The sequence below is a fragment of the Aquabacterium sp. genome (assembly GCF_049317225.1).
Classification (GTDB): Bacteria; Pseudomonadota; Gammaproteobacteria; order Burkholderiales; family Burkholderiaceae_C; genus Aquabacterium.
The window spans coordinates 1-16689 of record NZ_JBMOIR010000024.1 but is presented as its reverse complement, the minus strand read 5'-3'; the positions used below and the strand labels follow the sequence as shown (position 1 = coordinate 16689).

16 protein-coding genes are annotated in these 16689 nt (G+C 61.8%); 7 read left to right on the top strand and 9 right to left on the bottom strand.

All coding sequences use genetic code 11. The features are described 5' to 3' along the window. Positions 1–13: 13 nt before the first annotated feature. The 5 genes from ACOYNB_RS12860 to ACOYNB_RS12840 all read right to left on the bottom strand — a co-directional run bounded on the left by ACOYNB_RS12860 (position 14) and on the right by ACOYNB_RS12840 (position 5790). Positions 14–1843, bottom strand: a complete 1830-nt coding sequence (locus ACOYNB_RS12860; protein WP_422839442.1) for an AMP-dependent synthetase/ligase — start codon at positions 1841–1843, stop codon at positions 14–16. Positions 1844–1936: 93 nt separating this feature from the next. Then, a complete protein-coding gene (locus ACOYNB_RS12855) occupies positions 1937–2152 on the bottom strand; it encodes a zinc-finger domain-containing protein (protein ID WP_374256170.1) in 216 nt (71 codons plus the stop codon). A gap of 18 nt (positions 2153–2170) precedes the next feature. Continuing rightward, positions 2171–3094: a branched-chain amino acid transaminase gene (locus ACOYNB_RS12850; protein WP_374256171.1), complete on the bottom strand. Its 924-nt coding sequence runs from the start codon at positions 3092–3094 to the stop codon at positions 2171–2173. Between the two features lie 84 nt (positions 3095–3178). Next, entirely contained in the window at positions 3179–4411 is a 1233-nt protein-coding gene (locus ACOYNB_RS12845) for an acetate/propionate family kinase (protein ID WP_422839420.1), read from the bottom strand. Between the two features lie 5 nt (positions 4412–4416). Further along, a complete protein-coding gene (locus ACOYNB_RS12840) occupies positions 4417–5790 on the bottom strand; it encodes a bifunctional enoyl-CoA hydratase/phosphate acetyltransferase (protein ID WP_422839419.1) in 1374 nt (457 codons plus the stop codon). A gap of 191 nt (positions 5791–5981) precedes the next feature. Between ACOYNB_RS12840 and ACOYNB_RS12835 the strand changes: the two genes are divergently transcribed. The 7 genes from ACOYNB_RS12835 (at position 5982) to ACOYNB_RS12805 (ending at position 12125) form a co-directional block, all read left to right on the top strand. Continuing rightward, positions 5982–6575 (top strand): TetR family transcriptional regulator C-terminal domain-containing protein, encoded by a 594-nt coding sequence (locus tag ACOYNB_RS12835; RefSeq protein ID WP_422839418.1) that lies wholly within the window; start codon positions 5982–5984, stop codon positions 6573–6575. 46 nt (positions 6576–6621) lie between these two features. Next, entirely contained in the window at positions 6622–7728 is a 1107-nt protein-coding gene (locus tag ACOYNB_RS12830; protein ID WP_422839417.1) for an alkene reductase, read from the top strand. 274 nt (positions 7729–8002) lie between these two features. After that, positions 8003–8356 carry a winged helix-turn-helix domain-containing protein gene (locus ACOYNB_RS12825; protein ID WP_420816599.1) on the top strand — a complete coding sequence of 118 codons (354 nt, stop codon included), beginning with the start codon at positions 8003–8005 and terminating at the stop codon, positions 8354–8356. Positions 8357–8511: 155 nt separating this feature from the next. Beyond that, positions 8512–9783 carry an OmpP1/FadL family transporter gene (locus ACOYNB_RS12820; RefSeq protein ID WP_422839416.1) on the top strand — a complete coding sequence of 424 codons (1272 nt, stop codon included), beginning with the start codon at positions 8512–8514 and terminating at the stop codon, positions 9781–9783. 73 nt (positions 9784–9856) lie between these two features. Continuing rightward, a complete protein-coding gene (locus ACOYNB_RS12815) occupies positions 9857–10297 on the top strand; it encodes a YeeE/YedE family protein (protein ID WP_422839415.1) in 441 nt (146 codons plus the stop codon). 15 nt (positions 10298–10312) lie between these two features. Continuing rightward, positions 10313–10729, top strand: a complete 417-nt coding sequence (locus ACOYNB_RS12810) for a DUF6691 family protein (RefSeq protein ID WP_422839414.1) — start codon at positions 10313–10315, stop codon at positions 10727–10729. A 190-nt stretch (positions 10730–10919) separates the two neighbouring features. After that, the gene (locus tag ACOYNB_RS12805) at positions 10920–12125 is read left to right on the top strand and encodes an acetyl-CoA C-acyltransferase (RefSeq protein ID WP_422839413.1); all 1206 of its coding nucleotides are present in this window, start codon (positions 10920–10922) and stop codon (positions 12123–12125) included. 5 nt (positions 12126–12130) lie between these two features. Here the strand turns inward: ACOYNB_RS12805 and ACOYNB_RS12800 are convergent, their stop codons facing one another. From ACOYNB_RS12800 to gabT, 4 genes are all read right to left on the bottom strand, one after another. Further along, a complete protein-coding gene (locus ACOYNB_RS12800) occupies positions 12131–13264 on the bottom strand; it encodes a diguanylate cyclase (RefSeq protein ID WP_422839412.1) in 1134 nt (377 codons plus the stop codon). Between the two features lie 140 nt (positions 13265–13404). Then, positions 13405–13650 (bottom strand): DUF3297 family protein, encoded by a 246-nt coding sequence (locus ACOYNB_RS12795; RefSeq protein WP_422839411.1) that lies wholly within the window; start codon positions 13648–13650, stop codon positions 13405–13407. A 61-nt stretch (positions 13651–13711) separates the two neighbouring features. Then, positions 13712–15166: an NAD-dependent succinate-semialdehyde dehydrogenase gene (locus tag ACOYNB_RS12790; protein ID WP_422839410.1), complete on the bottom strand. Its 1455-nt coding sequence runs from the start codon at positions 15164–15166 to the stop codon at positions 13712–13714. Positions 15167–15181: 15 nt separating this feature from the next. After that, positions 15182–16501, bottom strand: a complete 1320-nt coding sequence (gene gabT / locus ACOYNB_RS12785; protein WP_422839409.1) for a 4-aminobutyrate--2-oxoglutarate transaminase — start codon at positions 16499–16501, stop codon at positions 15182–15184. Between the last annotated feature and the right edge of the window lie 188 nt (positions 16502–16689).

Genomic DNA, 16689 nt, shown 5'->3' with positions numbered 1-16689 from the left:
TGTAGGGGCCGCTTCAGCGTTGATACATGCGCTCGATCTCAGCGGCGAAGCGCACCATCAGGTTGTTGCGCTTGAGCTTGAGGGTCGGCGTCATCATGGTGTTTTCAATGGTCCACGGATCGGTGCTCAGGCACACCGCGCGAGGCACCGCGTAATGCGGGAAGCCTGCGGCCGCGGCCTTGATGCGCGCCAGCGCGGCAGCCACGGCTTGCGGCGCCACGAGACTGGCCGGCGCATCGGCCACCAGCCCCAGGCTGCTGGCCAGACGCCCCCACTCGACCGGGTTGAGCACCACCACCGCCGCGATGAAGGGCTTCTGCTCACCGACGACAAAGGCCTGCGCAAACAGCGGATCGGCCGTCAGCGCCAGCTCGAGGTCGCCAGGCGGGACCTTCTCACCTGTCGAAGTGACGATGATTTCCTTGATGCGCCCCAGGATCCGGATGCGGCCCGTGACCGGGTCGACCGAAGCCTGATCCCCCGTACCCAACCATCCGTCGGAGGACAGGATCTTGGCCGTGTCCTCCGGGCGGTTCAGGTAGCCCTGCATGACGGAAGGGCCACGCACCTGCAGTTCGCGGTTCTCGCCAATGCGCACCTCGACACCCGGCAGGGTCTTGCCCACGGTGGTCGGGTCGTTGTCGTCCGGGCGGTTGCAGGCCACGATGGGCGAGGTTTCGGTCATGCCATAGCCCTGCACCAACGGCATGCCCAGCCCGATGAAACAACGTGCCAGCACCGACGACAAGGGCGCGCCGCCACTCACGGCCACACGCAGTCGACCGCCAAACTGATTCAGCAGAGGTTGCGCCACCTTCGATTGCAAGAAGGGCCAGACAAGCGCATCGCACCAAGACCACTTGGCATCCTCCACGGGCAGACCTTGCGCGCGGCAGAAGCGCCGCCAGCCCACCTCTTGCGCCCACGCAAACATGCGAGCCTTCAGGCTTGCGCCAGCCAGTGTCTCTTGCACTTTGGCAAACACTCGCTCGTAAATGCGTGGCACCGAAATCAACACGGTGGGACGGACAGACTTGAGATCCTCCCCCAGCAAGGCCACCGAGCGTGCGTACACCACACAAGACCCTGCAGCCATGGGCAAGTAGTAGCCAGCGGTGCGCTCAAACGTGTGGGACAGCGGCAGGAAAGACAAGAACACATCCTCCGGCACGGGCCGCACCTGGCTCAACACGCCTTTGACGTTGGACAGCACATTGCGGTGACTCAGCATCACCCCCTTGGGCTTGCCCGTGGTACCCGACGTGTAAACGATGGCTGCCAGATCTTCTGGCACCGGCGGTGTCACCTTCACGGCAGCGGTGACCGCATCACCGCCCGCCAACCAGTCCTGCAGACGCATCAGGGCCGGCTGAGATGGTGCCTGCGTCGGCAGCACATCATCCGTCAACACCACGGCGCGCAAAGCGGGCAAGGGTGTCCCCACCCCTTCAATGGCCTGCCACTGTGCATAGGTCTGCACCACCAGCAGCGACACGGCACTGTCGGCGAGGATGTAGGCCACGCTAGCCGGATTGTCGATGGCGTGCAAGGGCACCGGCGTGCACGCACGGTTCAAACAAGCCTGATCGATGCTCATGGCATCCAGCCCATTGGGCAGCAAGATAGCCACCCGTGCGCCACGGTCCAGTTGCATGGCGTCCAGCGCGCGCGCCCAATGCGCCACGCGCTCTTGCGCCTGCGCCCAGGTCAGGCTGTCCCAGCGCTGAGTCTGGGCGTTGTACTGGCGGTAAGCCTCGCCCTTGGGGGTTTGGCTGGCACGCCATGACAACAGCTCTGCCAGCGTGGTCACGTTATCCAGGGTCGCAGGGTATGCGGCAGTCATCATGCGCTCAATCCAACACGTCAAACGACAAAGCCCGGCACGAGGGCCGGGCTTGATTTCATCACTCAGGCAGTCGAGCCGCCTTCACGCACATCAGTGTGCGTGGACCTTTTCACCGGCCTTGAGCTTGTACACCGTACCGCAGTACGGGCAGGCGCCTTCGCCATGACCCGCCACGTTGATGAAGACACGGGGGTGCTTGTTCCATGCGGCCTGACCGGGCATGGGGCAAGCCACCACGCCAGGGCCCTGCAGGTCAGCAGCGGAGAGTTCCACCACAGCCTTGGGAGTTTGTGCGTTCGTGCTCATGGTTGATGTCCTTGTGAATCAGACCTTGGTCAGCCAGCCAGCGTACTTGGGGTTGCGGCCGTTGACGATGTCGAAGAAGGCGTTCTGGATCTTCTCGGTGATGGGACCGCGCGAGCCGATACCGATCTGGATGCGGTCCAGTTCGCGAATCGGGGTCACTTCGGCAGCCGTACCGGTGAAGAAGGCTTCGTCACAGATGTACACCTCGTCGCGCGTGATGCGCTTTTCCTTGATCTCCAGGCCCAGGTCCTGGCAGATCGCGAAAATGGTGTTGCGGGTGATGCCGTTGAGGGCGCCGGCCGACAGGTCGGGCGTGAACAGCTTGCCGTCCTTGATGATGAACAGGTTCTCACCCGCACCTTCGGACACGAAGCCCGCGGTATCCAGCAACATGGCTTCGTCGTAACCGTCTTCGGTGGCTTCGAGGTTGGCCAGGATGGAGTTGGTGTAGTTGCTCACCGACTTGGCCTGCGTCATCGTGATGTTGACGTGGTGGCGCGTGAAGCTGGAGGTCTTGACGCGGATGCCGCGCTTCAGGCCTTCTTCGCCCAGGTAAGCACCCCAAGCCCAGGCGGCCACCATCAGGTGCACCTTGGCGCCCTTGGGGCTCACACCCATCTTTTCAGAACCCAGCCACACCAGCGGACGCAGGTAGCAGCTTTCGAGGTTGTTGGCCTTGACCACATCCAGCTGAGCCTGCATGACCTCTTCCATGGTGAAGGGCATGGGCATGCGCAGGATCTTGGCGCTGTTGAACAGGCGCTCGGTGTGTTCCTTCAGGCGGAAGATGGCCGGACCGTTGACGGTGTTGTAGGCACGTACGCCTTCAAAGGCGCCGCAGCCATAGTGCAGTGTGTGGGTCAGCACGTGGATCTTGGCATCGCGCCATTCCACCATCTTGCCGTCCATCCAGATTTTGCCGTCGCGATCGTCCATCGACATGAGGGAATCCTTTCCGGGAGTGCGCCGCCCGTGCAGCGCTTATCGAACCTTTGATTGTAGACCCGGGGGAGGGTCACTGCACGCTCAGGAGGCATGCATGAGACGTTCACTCCCCTTTTGTCGGAAGTCCGGCACCCGTTCGCGGGCATGCCGGGCAATCATCAGCTCTTCGTTGGTGGGAATCACCCACACGGTGACACGGCTGCCCGGCTTGCTGATGCAATGGGCCTGACCGGCCTCCAGCGGCCGGTCGTCGTTGGCTTGCTCGTCCAGCTCGACCCCCAACCACGCGGCATCGCGGCACACGCGAGCGCGCAACACGGCCGCATGTTCGCCGATGCCGGCGGTGAAGACCAAGGCATCCAGCCCGCCCAATGCAGCCGCCAGCGAGCCCAGTTCACGACGGATGCGGTACAGATACAGATCCACCGCTTCGCGGGCATGTGGGTGGTCGCTCGCCAACAGGCTGCGCATGTCGGATGACAAGCCCGACACTCCCAGCAGACCGGACTGCTTGTAAAGCAGGGACTCGATTTGTCGGGCGTTCAGGCCGCGCTCATCCATCAACCAGATCAGCACGCCCGGGTCGATGGCTCCGCATCGGGTGCCCATCATCAAGCCATCCAGTGCCGTGAAGCCCATGGTGCTGGCAACGCTGCGCCCCGCCTCGATGCCGCACATGCTGGAGCCATTGCCCAGATGCAAGACCACCGTGCGCCCCTTGGCGGCATGGCGATCGACATGCGGCAAGCGTGAGGCAATGAACTCGTACGACAGCCCATGGAAACCATAGCGCTGTACTCCGGCGTCGTGCAACTCGCGCGGCAGGGCAAAGCGCTGAGACACAGACGGGTTGGTGGCATGGAAGGCCGTGTCGAAACAGCCCACCTGCGGCACATCGGGTGCCAGCTTCATCAAGGCACGCACGGGCGCCAGGTTGTGAGGCTGATGCAAAGGGGCCAGCGGAATGAGCTTGGCCAAGTCGTCCACCACATCAGGCGTCAGCACCACCGGTTCGTGGAACGCCACACCGCCATGCACGATGCGATGCCCCACCGCCACCACCTTGATGCGATGCAAAAAGGCCGGCAAGACCTCCATGAGGTGGGCCAGCGCCGCCTCGTGATCAAAGTGGGCACCGTCATCCCAACGGCGCTCCAGCACGACCTCGCCGGCGCGGTTTTTCACCACCAGATGGGGTGCGCCCCCCAGCCCCTCAAACTGCCCGTGAAACAGGTCCCGAAAGATGCGGGCGGTGAACAGCGAAAACTTCAGGCTCGATGAGCCCGCATTGAGCACAGCAATGGCGTCGGTCATGGTGCTCACTCCCCGCCGTCACGCGACCGTGCGTGCGCCAGCAGCTTGAGCACGGCCGCCGAGGCAAGACGCATCCGCACCGAGTCCGCCCGACTGGTCAGCACGATGGGCACACGCGTGCCCAGCACAATGCCGGCACTGTCGGCACCCGCGAAATACTGCAACTGCTTGGCCACCATGTTGCCGGCCTCGATGTTGGGCACCACGAGGATGTCAGCCAGCCCTGCTACCGGCGACTCGATGTGCTTGGTGCGCGCCGCTTCCTGGCTGATGGCGTTGTCGAACGCCAGCGGGCCATCGATGATGCCGCCGGTGATCTGCCCGCGGTCGGCCATCTTGCACAACATGGCCGCGTCAATGGTGGCCGACATCGTCGGGTTGACCGTTTCGACCGCCGCCAAGATGGCCACCTTGGGTTGCGGCACGCCCAACACGTGCGCCAACTCGATGGCGTTCTGGACGATGTCCACCTTGTCTTCAATGGTGGGTGCGATGTTGATGGCTGCATCCGTCACCAGCAGCATGCGCGGGTAAGCGGGCACATCCATCACGAAGACGTGGCTGATGCGGCGACCGGTACGCAAGCCCGTACGCGAGGGCACCACGGCCCCCATCAGTTCATCGGTATGCAGACTGCCCTTCATGAGCGCCTGCACTTCACCCGAGCGCGCCATGGCCACAGCCGCTTCGGCCGCCTCATGGCTGTGCTCGGTGTCCACCAGTCGATACGGCGACACGTCCCAGCCACCGGCTTGCGCCACAGACAGGATCTTGGCCTTCGGGCCGACCAGGATCGGCTCGATCAAGCCATGCTGCGCGGCTTCCAGCGCACCCGCCAACGATTCCTTGTCGCACGGATGGACCACCGCACAACTGACCGGCGGCAATTGCTCGCACTCATGAAACAGGCGGCCAAAAACGTCGTTGCGACGCAAGATGACGCTGGGCGCCTCGGTCTGATCCACCGTTTGCAAATGGGTGGGCGCCTGCACCGTGATCGTGCCTTCGAGCAAAGGGCCGGCCTTGCCGCGCACAGCACAGTCAAACACCATGCGGTCTGGGGCCTGCTTGTCGCGCACCGTCACGGTGGCCTGCAGCACATCCCCCACACGCGCGTTGCCGCTGTAGCGCAGGTCATGCGCCAGGATCACCGTACCCGGCCCCGGCAAGCGTCGCTTGAGAACGCCATGGATCAGGGCCTCGGCACTCACGCCTTCGCAGCGAGGATCGCCGGGTGACTCCGAACCACCGTACGCCCCCGCGTCACCGGACACCAGAGACATCAGGTTGACCTCATCGCGGGTCACGGTGTGCTCAACAGTGCAGGAAGCCCCCACTGCAATCTGGTCGAAAGTCTGATTGGACAGGGTAGATGACATGGCAATCCGTGAAGTCAAGACAGGGTGTCCATCGTGAACACCTCTCATGACAAGGATAGGACGGAATCCATCCTGTGAAACTGTGTCAACGCAAGCCCTGCGCCTGCAAATGATCGCTTTGCCAGTCCGCAACACTCCCCACTTGCGATTTAAGACGACTGGTCATATTATTTCCAGACGGAGAACATCACATGGCTCGTACCGCCGACAAGACCGACATCCCGCGCCGCCTCACAGAGGCCGGCTACCAACTGTTTACCCGCGACGGTTACAACGCCACGGGCATCCAACACATTGCGGATCAGGCCGGGGTGCCCAAGGGTTCGTTCTACAACCACTTCGACAGCAAAGAGGCGTTTGCAGCGGCCATCATCCGTCACTACACCGGCTGGGTGAACGACGCGTGGGACCAGTGCCTGGCCTCGGCGCCCACCGAAGCACTACCCGCCATCCAGCACATCTTTGCGCGCTTCATTGCGCACCACGCCCAGACGCAGTGCCAGGGCTGCCTGGTCGGCAACTTCGCAGCAGAAGTCGCTGAATCCAGCCCGCTGTGTCGCGATGTGCTCAAGGCATCAATGGCGGACTGGCGCGCACGGCTGGCCACGTTGCTGCGCCGAGCACAGGACGAAGGCGCCGTCCGCCGCGACATCGACGCACTCACGCTGTCCACGTTCTGCTGGGATGCCTGGGAGGGCGCCCTGCTTCGCATGAAAGTCGAGCACTCGGTTCAAGCGCTCGACGACACCGTCAACCTGCTGCTCAAGCAATTGTTGCGGCCCTGACCTCATCCCACCTTTTCCCGCCACGCTCAACTGGAGACGATCACACATGAGCAACGCAAACACTGCGTCCACACCGGACCTGTTCCAGCCCTTCCAACTGGGCCCCATCGAACTGGCCAATCGCATCGTGATGGCCCCCCTGACCCGCAGTCGCGCGGAAGCGGGCAATGTGCCCGGCGCACTGGTGGTCGAGTACTACGAGCAACGCGCCTCCATGGGGCTGATCATCGCTGAGGCCACCCAGGTGTCGGCGACCGCCCAAGGCTACCCCAGCACGCCCGGCTTGCACACGCCCGAGCAAGTGGCAGCGTGGCGCAAGGTGACCGATGCGGTTCACGCCAAGGGCGGCAAGATCTTCGTGCAACTGTGGCACACCGGTCGCATGTCGCACTCGGCCTATCAACCAGGTGGCCTGGCGCCAGTGGCACCATCGGCCATCGCAGCCAAGGCCAAGACCTACGTGGCCGGCCAAGGCATGGTGGACACCTCGGTGCCCCGTGCGCTCGAAACCTCTGAAATCGCCGGCGTGGTCAACGACTTCCGTACGGCTGCTCGCAACGCCATCGAGGCTGGCTTTGACGGCGTGGAAATCCACGGTGCCCACGGTTACCTGATCGACGCCTTCTTGCGCGATGGCTCGAACAAGCGCACCGATCAATATGGCGGCAGCATTGAAAACCGTGCCCGCTTTCTGTTGGAAGTGATGGCCGCTGTGACCGGCGAGATTGGCGCCGACCGCGTCGGCATCCGCCTGTCGCCCGTCTCGCCCGTCAACGATTCGAGCGAGAGCAATCCTCAACCCCTGTTCGAGTACGTTGTGAGCGAACTCGAAAAGCTGCACCCTGTGTACCTCCACATCGTCGAGGGCTTCACAGGCGGTCCGCGCGACAACGCACCGTTTGACTACGAGGCCCTGCGCAAGCTCTACAGTGGCGTCTGGATGCTCAACAACGGCTACGACAAGGCCATGGCCGATGCCGCGATCCGTGAAGGTCGCGCCGACCTGATCTCCTTTGGTCGCGCCACCATCAGCAACCCTGACCTGCCCCGTCGCCTGAAGGAAAACGCACCGCTGAACGAACTGTTCTCGGACGTGGGCCTGTACGGGGGCGTCGGCGCCCACGGCTACACCGACTACCCCAGCCTGCCATAAGCTTTTCACGTGACGGAAACTCCCGCATGCACTGTCCAGCGCCGGCGGGCGTTTTCCATTTCTTGCGTCGCCGCGGCAAATTGCGCACCAAATTGGTTCAAATGCAATGCTTAGTGGCAAACAAGCAACATCAACCCTCCCGAAAACATGGTGTTGCTCACATTTCAAAGGGGCAGGCACATGCGCTTGATGTCATAAAATAGGACACCATACAGAGACAACGAGCACTGCATCAGTTGTCCGCCAGGTCCGAACCCTGACATCAAGAGCTGTTGTGACCCGCCCTGCCGACATCTACCTCCGTTTTCTGAAGCTGGCTGAGGCCGTGCGCGGTCAATCCTCTCCTCTGGTTCCACTGGACCCCTTGGAAGAGCGCATCCTGGAAGTCGTTGCCAAAACCAACATGGTCAAAGCACGCCTGTGCGTGCGCGATCTGATCGGTTTCAGTGAACTGGGCTCCCCCGCCACCTTGCATAACCGCCTGAAATCCATGCGAGAAAAGGGCTGGATCACGCTGGCCGACACGGAAGACACCCGCCGCAAGCAAGTGGAACTCACACAGGAAGCACTGAGCCACTTTGACAAGTTGTCTGAGTGCTTGCTCGCCGCAGCGCAGGCACAAGCCTGATTTCACGCCTGCGCCTGCACGAAGCCCTGACTAAGTCAGGGCTTTTCTTATTCGATTTCCGCATATTGAAGTAGCCAAAGAATCGTTCTTGTTTGTGAAGCGCGTCGGTACAGTCTCGCCCATTCCGATCACACAACATGAGAAGGACGATGTTCATGTCCCAAACCGCTCGCTTCGCCTCGACACGCCAGACGCTGTTCACTGCCGCAACCTTGATGGCGCTCTCGCCTCTGGCGCATGCCACCAATGGCTACTTCTCACACGGCTACGGGGTTCAGTCACAGTCGATGGCGGGCGTGGGCATTGCTCTGCCCGTAGATGGACTGACAGCCGCCACCAACCCCGCTGGCACGGCTTTCGTCGGCAACCGACTAGATGTAGGCGCCAACCTCTTCAATCCCAGCCGTGGCGCTGACATCCAAAACAACGGTGCGGGCCTGAATGGCCACTACAGCGCGGATGGCCGTGACCTGTTCCTGATCCCGGAGTTGGGCTACACCCGCCAAGTCAACAAGCAGTTGAGCCTGGGGCTGGCCCTGTATGGCAACGGCGGCATGAACACGTCTTACGACAAAAGTCCATTTGCCAATTTCGGGGTGCAAGGCCGTACCGAAATGAATCTGGAACAGCTGTTCATCACGCCCAGCGCCGCCTGGAAGCTCGATGCACATCACGTCATCGGCGCGGCCGTCAACGTGGCCTACCAGCGCTTTTCCATGAAGGGCATCGTCCCCTTCGCTGGCGTGTCCTCGTCTCCAACGGACACCACGGACCGTGGCACGGACAGCTCCGTCGGTGCAGGCCTCCGTCTGGGCTGGATCGGTGAAATCGCACCGGGCTGGCGCGCCGGTGCAACGTGGTCGTCGGCCATCAACGGCCAATTCGACAAGTACAAGGGTCTGTTCGCCGAGCAAGGCAGCTTTGACATCCCAGCCAACTATGGCCTGGGTCTGGCCTGGCAGCCCACAAGCCAGTGGACCCTGGCACTGGATTACCAAGTCATCGAACTGAGCGGCACCAAGTCTGTCAGCAACAGCATCACTCAATTGACTCAGCAAGGCCAGTTACTGGGCGCATCGAATGGTCCAGGGTTTGGCTGGAAGGACGTGACCGTCTACAAATTGGGCGTGGCGCATCAGTGGAGTGATGCACTGACCCTGCGTGCCGGCTACAGCCATGCCAGCCAGCCGATCCCATCGTCGGAAACCTTGTTCAACATCCTGGCACCCGGTGTGGTGCAAGACCATGTGACCGTCGGTTTCACCTGGAAAGCGGATCAGCACGGAGAGTGGAGCGCTTATTTTGGTCATGCTTTCAAAAAGACGGTGAACGGCCAAGGCGCCATCCCGAACAGCTTTGGCGGCGGCGATGCGTCCATCCACCTGAAGGAAAATATGCTGGGTGTGGCGTACGGCTGGAAGTTCTAAGTCCGGCGTGGTTCGCTCAACCGGCAGATGCACAGTGCCTCTGCCGGTTTGTGTTTTTGTTGGAGTTCTTTTCATGAGTGAATTCACCCCGTTGACCGGCTTGGCGGGCGGCTTGTTGATTGGCGCCTCCGCCGTTCTGCTGTTGGGTGGCTCGGGCCGCCTGGCGGGCATCAGCAACATCGCCCACAACCTGATCGACGCCGTGCGTCAACGCGCTGCCGCTGACACGTGGTTGTGGCGCCTGCTGTTTTTGCTGGGCATGATCGGCGGCACCACCGCGTACTTCCTGATCTCAGGCCATGCCGCCAATCCACGTGTGGGCTACCCCACATCGTGGCTGGTCATTGGCGGCTTTCTGGTTGGCTACGGCACCTCTTTGGGTAACGGCTGCACCAGCGGTCACGGTGTATGCGGACTGGGACGGTTGTCGTTGCGCTCACTCGCAGCGACCTTGACTTTCATGGCCACTGGCGCCACCACCGTGCTGGTGATCCGTCACCTGCTGCCCCTCTGACACCAAGGACTTCTCATGCATCTCATCATCAGCCTGCTGTCAGGCATCTTGTTTGGGCTGGGACTGGCCGTGGCGCAAATGACCAACCCGCTGAAAGTACAAGCGTTTCTGGACATGGCAGGAGACTGGGATCCCAGCCTGGCCTTTGTCATGGGGGGAGCGGTCATGGTCACGCTGCTGGGTTTTCGCTTCATTCTGAAGCGCCAAGGGCCTGCATGGGGTGACAGCTTTCACTTTCCCAAGCTCACCCGCATTGACCGCCGACTCATCACTGGTGCCGCGCTGTTCGGGATCGGCTGGGGCTTGACAGGCTACTGCCCCGGCCCGGCCTTGTCATCCATGCTGACGGGGAACACCGAGGTCTGGCTGTTCGTGCCGGCCATGCTGGTGGGTGGCGCGGTTCAGCGCTGGCAAGATCGCCGCCGCACCTGATCGCCCCGCGAAACGACGCATACACCTTGAGCCCACCTGCAGCCCGCAAGTGGGCTTTTTTGTTGTGCTGACGCCGATTTCTCGTGCGTAACCCCGATTGTCGTCCGCGAATCCCGCTGCGATAGTGGGCTTACCCCCCTCATCCGCAGCTGCCACCTACCCGGCGACAGCGCACCGAATCGTCGTACCCATGAAGCACGTCCTCACCACCGACCCCGTGGTCATCGTCAGCGCCGCCCGCACCCCCATGGGTGGCTTTCAAGGCGCCTTGTCGCCATTGACGGCCCCAGAGCTGTGTGCACAAGTCATTCAAGCGGTGGTCGCCCGCTCGGGCATCGCGCCAGAGCAGATCGATGAGGTGCTGATGGGTTGCGTGCTCGCGGCAGGCCTTGGTCAGGCGCCGGCCCGACAAGCAGCGCTGACCGCGGGGCTCTCGCTGCATACACCGTGCAGCACCGTCAGCAAAGTATGCGGATCGGGCATGAAGTCGGTGATGTTGGCCCATGACATGCTGCTGTCAGACAGCGTGCAAGTCGCACTGGCCGGTGGCATGGAGTCCATGAGCAATGCCCCCTACCTGCTACCCAAAGCCCGCGGAGGCCAGCGTTTGGGGCATGGACAGGTCATTGACCACATGTTCATGGACGGTCTCGAAGACCATTACAGTGCCGCCACCAATGGTCGGCTGATGGGCACCTTTGCGGAAGACTGTGCCCGGCATTACGGCTTCAGCCGTGAGGCGCAGGACGACTATGCCTGCACCTCCACGCTGCGTGCCCAGGCTGCGCAGAAGGAAGGTCACTTCCAATGGGAGTTGGCCCCCGTGACGGTACGCGGACGCAAAGGCGACACGCTGATCCAACACGATGAGCAGCCGCAAAGAGTCAACCTGGACAAGATTGCCTCACTGCCACCGGCTTTCGCCAAAGATGGCACGGTGACAGCGGCCAACGCCAGCTCCATCTCGGACGGTGCCGCCGCACTGATTCTGATGCGCGCCTCGACGGCCGCCAAGTTGGGGCATCAGCCTTTGGCCGTGATTCACGCACACGCCACGCACGCACAGGCCCCCGCTTGGTTCACGACCGCACCTGTCGGCGCCATTCAGAAGGTCCTCGACAAAACCGGGTGGCGACCCACCGACGTCGAACTGTGGGAAATCAACGAGGCGTTTGCCGTGGTCACCATGGCCGCCATGCACGATCTGCATCTGCCGCATGATCGCGTCAACGTCAACGGTGGTACCTGTGCACTCGGCCACCCCATCGGGGCATCCGGTACGCGCATCATGGTGACGTTGCTGGGCGCACTGCGGCAGCGCGGGCTGCGCCGTGGCGTTGCCTCACTGTGCATTGGTGGTGGAGAGGCCACGGCCATCGCCCTGGAGGTGCTCTGAGCCCCTCAGGGTGAGGCGGGTGACGCCACCTCCACACGATTGCGGCCACCCGCTTTGGCTTGGTACAGCGCTTCGTCGGCGTTGTGCAGCAAGATGCCAATGTCCGCCCCCATCCAAGGGCGCAAGACGCCGACGCCAAAGCTCGCCGTCACACAAAATGTCCTGCCATCGGGCGCCGTGAAGCTCAGCTGCTCAACATTGGCTCGCACTTCATCGGCCAAACGGCAGGCGTCCTGAACCGAGGCATCCGGTAAGAGCATGGCGAACTCCTCGCCCCCAATTCGCCCGCAGATGTCTGAGCCACGCACCCGCGCCGTCAGCACACTGGCGACCTGTGTCAGCACCTCATCGCCCACACGATGGCCATAGCTGTCATTGACCCGCTTGAACCAATCGATGTCCATCATGATGGCGCACATGGGGCGATGATGTCGAACGGCATAGCGCAGCATTTGTTCTGCGTGATCCAAAAAGGCCCGACGGTTACTCAAACCGGTCAGCACATCCGTCATGGCGGCGGCTTCAGCCAGCCGATTGGCGCGCTCAAGCTCATGGGTCAGACGAAACGCATCGACCAGCGCGGCTGACAAACGTCGTGCACCCAACGAGGCCGTCACGAGAAAAATCAGGCAAGCAACGCCCACGACTTTCTGCAGCGGCTGAGGTTGCATCAACAGCCACACAGACATGGGAGACAAGGCCATGCCCATCCCGAGCATGGTGATTTGATGATGCGCGGCGTAAGTTGGGATGGCGCATCCGGCCAACCCCACGGCAAACATCACGGTCAGCACCTGGGACAACATGTCGGTGGCGGACACCACGGCCACGGCACCGCACCCCCACACCGAAGCGGAGATGGCGAGCGTCCAAGCGTACACGCGCACCCAGCGGGAGGCATCAAAGGCCCCTGCCGTCCAAGCATGTCGAAACGCGGCCAACGCGCCAAACCGAATCAACGTCGCCAGCAAGCCAGCGACCAGCCACGACAAGATCAACTCGCGGTGGACCTCGGGCCACCACAGCCAATGCAGGTAACTGAGAACGCTGCCCGCGAACAAACTACCCAATATCGCGGTGGGCGACTGGCGGTACAACAACTCAACCTGATCGTGTCGGACCTGGTTGGTCAATGCCAAATCAACTGAAATCTTGCTCACCTTGGTGTTACAAACTGCTACACACCTTCAGGTTACGCCGACGGACAGGACAAGGTGCGCTTGTCCTTCCGAAATGCTGCAGTTTGTCAGCTAGATCACGGCAAGATTTCAGGCTGAGATCAACGATAGAAAACTTCGACCTTGCCCTTGAGCTTGATCATCAGTGGGCGCCCCTTGCGGTCGATCGACTTGCCGGCGGCCACTTTGACCCAGCCTTCGCTGACGCAATACTCTTCCACGTCGAACCGGTCTTTGTCATTGAAACGCACACCGATGTCGTATTGGAAAATTTCACGCACATGGTGAGGGCTGCGTGGGTCAATCGACAGATGGTCGGGCAATTCGGGCTTAGCTGCGTCAGTCATGGCAGGGCAAACAGTGCAAAGGGATGAATCGAAGCGCGCAGTCTAGTTCAGAACCCGTCGATCACAAGCCCGCGAGCGCCACGTACTTGGTGGACAGGTAGTCCTCGATGCCATGCCGAGACCCCTCTCGCCCCAGGCCCGACTGTTTCACTCCGCCAAATGGCGCCACCTCGTTGGAGATGAGGCCGGTGTTGACGCCCACCATGCCATATTCCAGCGCTTCCGCCACACGGAAAATACGGCCCACATCCCGGCTGTAAAAATAGCTGGCCAGTCCAAACTCCGTGTTGTTGGCCATGGCAATGACCTCGTCATCCGAATGGAAGCGAAACACCGGCGCCAAAGGCCCAAATGTTTCTTCTCGCGCCACACGGGCATCTGCGGGCACATCGGCCAACACGGTGGGTTCAAAAAACGTCTGCCCCAGCGCCGAGCGCTGCCCGCCAAGCATCAGTCGCGCACCGCGTGTGACGGCATCCGCGATGTGCGCCTCCACCTTCAACAAGGCATCGTGATCAATCAACGGGCCTTGGCTGACCCCAGCCTCCAGCCCGTTCCCGACCTTCAACGTCTTGACTGCATCGACCAGTTTGTTGACGAACGCGTCATACACCTTGTCATGCACATACAAGCGGTTGGCGCAGACGCAGGTCTGCCCCGCGTTACGGTATTTCGAGGCCATCGCGCCCTGCACCGCGGCATCCAGGTCGGCATCGTCGAACACGATGAACGGGGCATTGCCCCCCAATTCCAGCGACAACTTCTTGATGGTGGGGGCCGACTGGGCATACAGCAGCCGGCCCACTTCCGTCGAGCCGGTGAAGCTCAGTTTGCGCACGGTGGGACTGCTGGTCAAGGTCGCCCCGATCTCGCACGGATCCCCGGTAATGACCTGGAACACACCGCCAGGAATCCCAGCTCGCTCCGCCAGTACGGCCAGCGCCAAGGCGGACAGCGGGGTGGATTCTGCGGGTTTCACGACAATGGGGTTGCCCGCAGCCAAGGCCGGTGCCACCTTGCGGGTGATCATCGCCAATGGAAAATTCCATGGGGTGATCGCTGCACAGACGCCAATCGGTTCACGCCACACCAGCAAGCGCCGGTCAGCCATGGGGCTGGGAATGGTTTCGCCATACAGGCGTTTGGCTTCTTCGGCAAACCACTCCACAAACGACGCGGCGTACGCCACCTCGCCCCGCGCTTCCGACAATGGCTTGCCTTGCTCCAAGGTCATGAGCACAGCCAAGTCCTCTGCATGCTGCTGCATCAAGTGGAACCACTTCATCAGCAGCGCCGACCGTGCTTTGGCCGTCAGGGCCCGCCAGGCGGGCCACGCCGCCTCGGCGGCTGCAATCGCACGAAGGGTTTCGGGTCGTCCCATTTTGGGAACGCTGGACAACACCTCTCCCGTCGCCGGATTGCTCACAGCCAGCACAGCACCATCGTCCGCACAAGCCCAAGCACCGTTCAGCCACGCGCGATCACGCATCAATGCGGGGTCTGACAACATACTCATGTCACGATCCTCTCGTTAGTTGGCGCCAGCCGCCAGCAATGACGCACCCAAGATCGCCAGCGCCTCGTCAAAGACGGCATCTTCAATGGTCAAGGGATGCAAGAACCGGATCACATTGCCATACACGCCGCACGTCAAGAGCATCAGCCCACGCTGCAGCGCCTCGCCCTGCACCCGCTTGGTGAAGGCGGCATCCGGTTCTCCGGATTCCGGATGCATGAATTCGACGGCCACCATGGAGCCCGGGCCGCGCACCTCCGCGATCTGGGGAACGGCCGGTCGCAGCGCGAGCAACGCGTCCTTGAGCTTTTGTCCCAGCGAGTCGGCACGCGCCACCAGCTTCTCGTCTTCAATCACCTGCAAGACCGCGAGGGCGGCGGCCACCGCCAGCGGATTGCCGGCATAGGTGCCCCCCAAGCCTCCGGGCTCGGCCGCATCCATGACGTCAGCGCGACCACAGACCCCCGACAGCGGCAGGCCTCCCGCCAGGCTTTTGGCGAAGGTCATCAAATCCACCGGCACACCGTAAGACTCGTGGGCAAAGAGGCGTCCCGTGCGCGCAAAGCCTGTCTGGATCTCGTCGGCAATCAACAAGATGCCGTGCTCATCGGCCAGCGCACGCAAGCCTTGGACAAAGTCAGCGGGCGCGGGCACAAAACCGCCCTCCCCCTGAACGGGCTCGAAGATGAATGCGGCCACGCGCTGTGGATCAATGTCGGACTTGAACAGTCCCTTCACGGCCTTCAAGGCATCCGCCGTCGAAACCCCATGCAAGGGATAAGGATAGGGCGCGTGATAGACATCACCGGGGAATGGTCCGAATCCCCGCTTGTAGGGCATCACCTTGCCCGTCAGGGCCATGCCCATGAAGGTGCGCCCATGAAAACCGCCGCTGAAGGCAATCACGCCGGGACGGCCCGTTGCTGCCCGAGCAATCTTGATGGCGTTTTCAACGGCTTCCGCACCGGTCGTGAAAAACGCTGTCTTTTTGGCATGCGCCCCCGGTGTCAACTGGTTGATTGACTCGGCCAGCGCGACATACGAGGCGTAAGGCGTGACCTGATACGCGGTGTGAGTGAAACACTTGAGTTGGGCTTCCACTGCGGCCACAACTTTGGGGTGTCGATGGCCAGTGTTGAGCACCGCGATCCCGCTGCCGAAATCGATGTAGCGCCTGCCCTCCACATCCCAGATTTCAGCATTGGCTGCTCGTGCGGCATACACCGCCTGCCCCACAGCCACCCCTCTTGGTGTCGCGGCTGCTTTACGCGCGTCCCACTCTGCATTGGTGCCAACAAACAATGCCGGGTCCCGAGAAAAATCAGATTCAGACATGGCTCACCACTCCACTGACAAGGCCGCGCGCACAGGAAGAGTGATGTGCGCCCCTCAAGGTTAGGCGATTTCCATGCCAGCTGCTCAAGGTTAAGCAATCGATTCATAAGCAAACGCGATTTCGTTCGTTCTGGTTTGACTCTGATCTTTCTAGCATCGAGTCATCACACAAACCTACGAGCTTCATC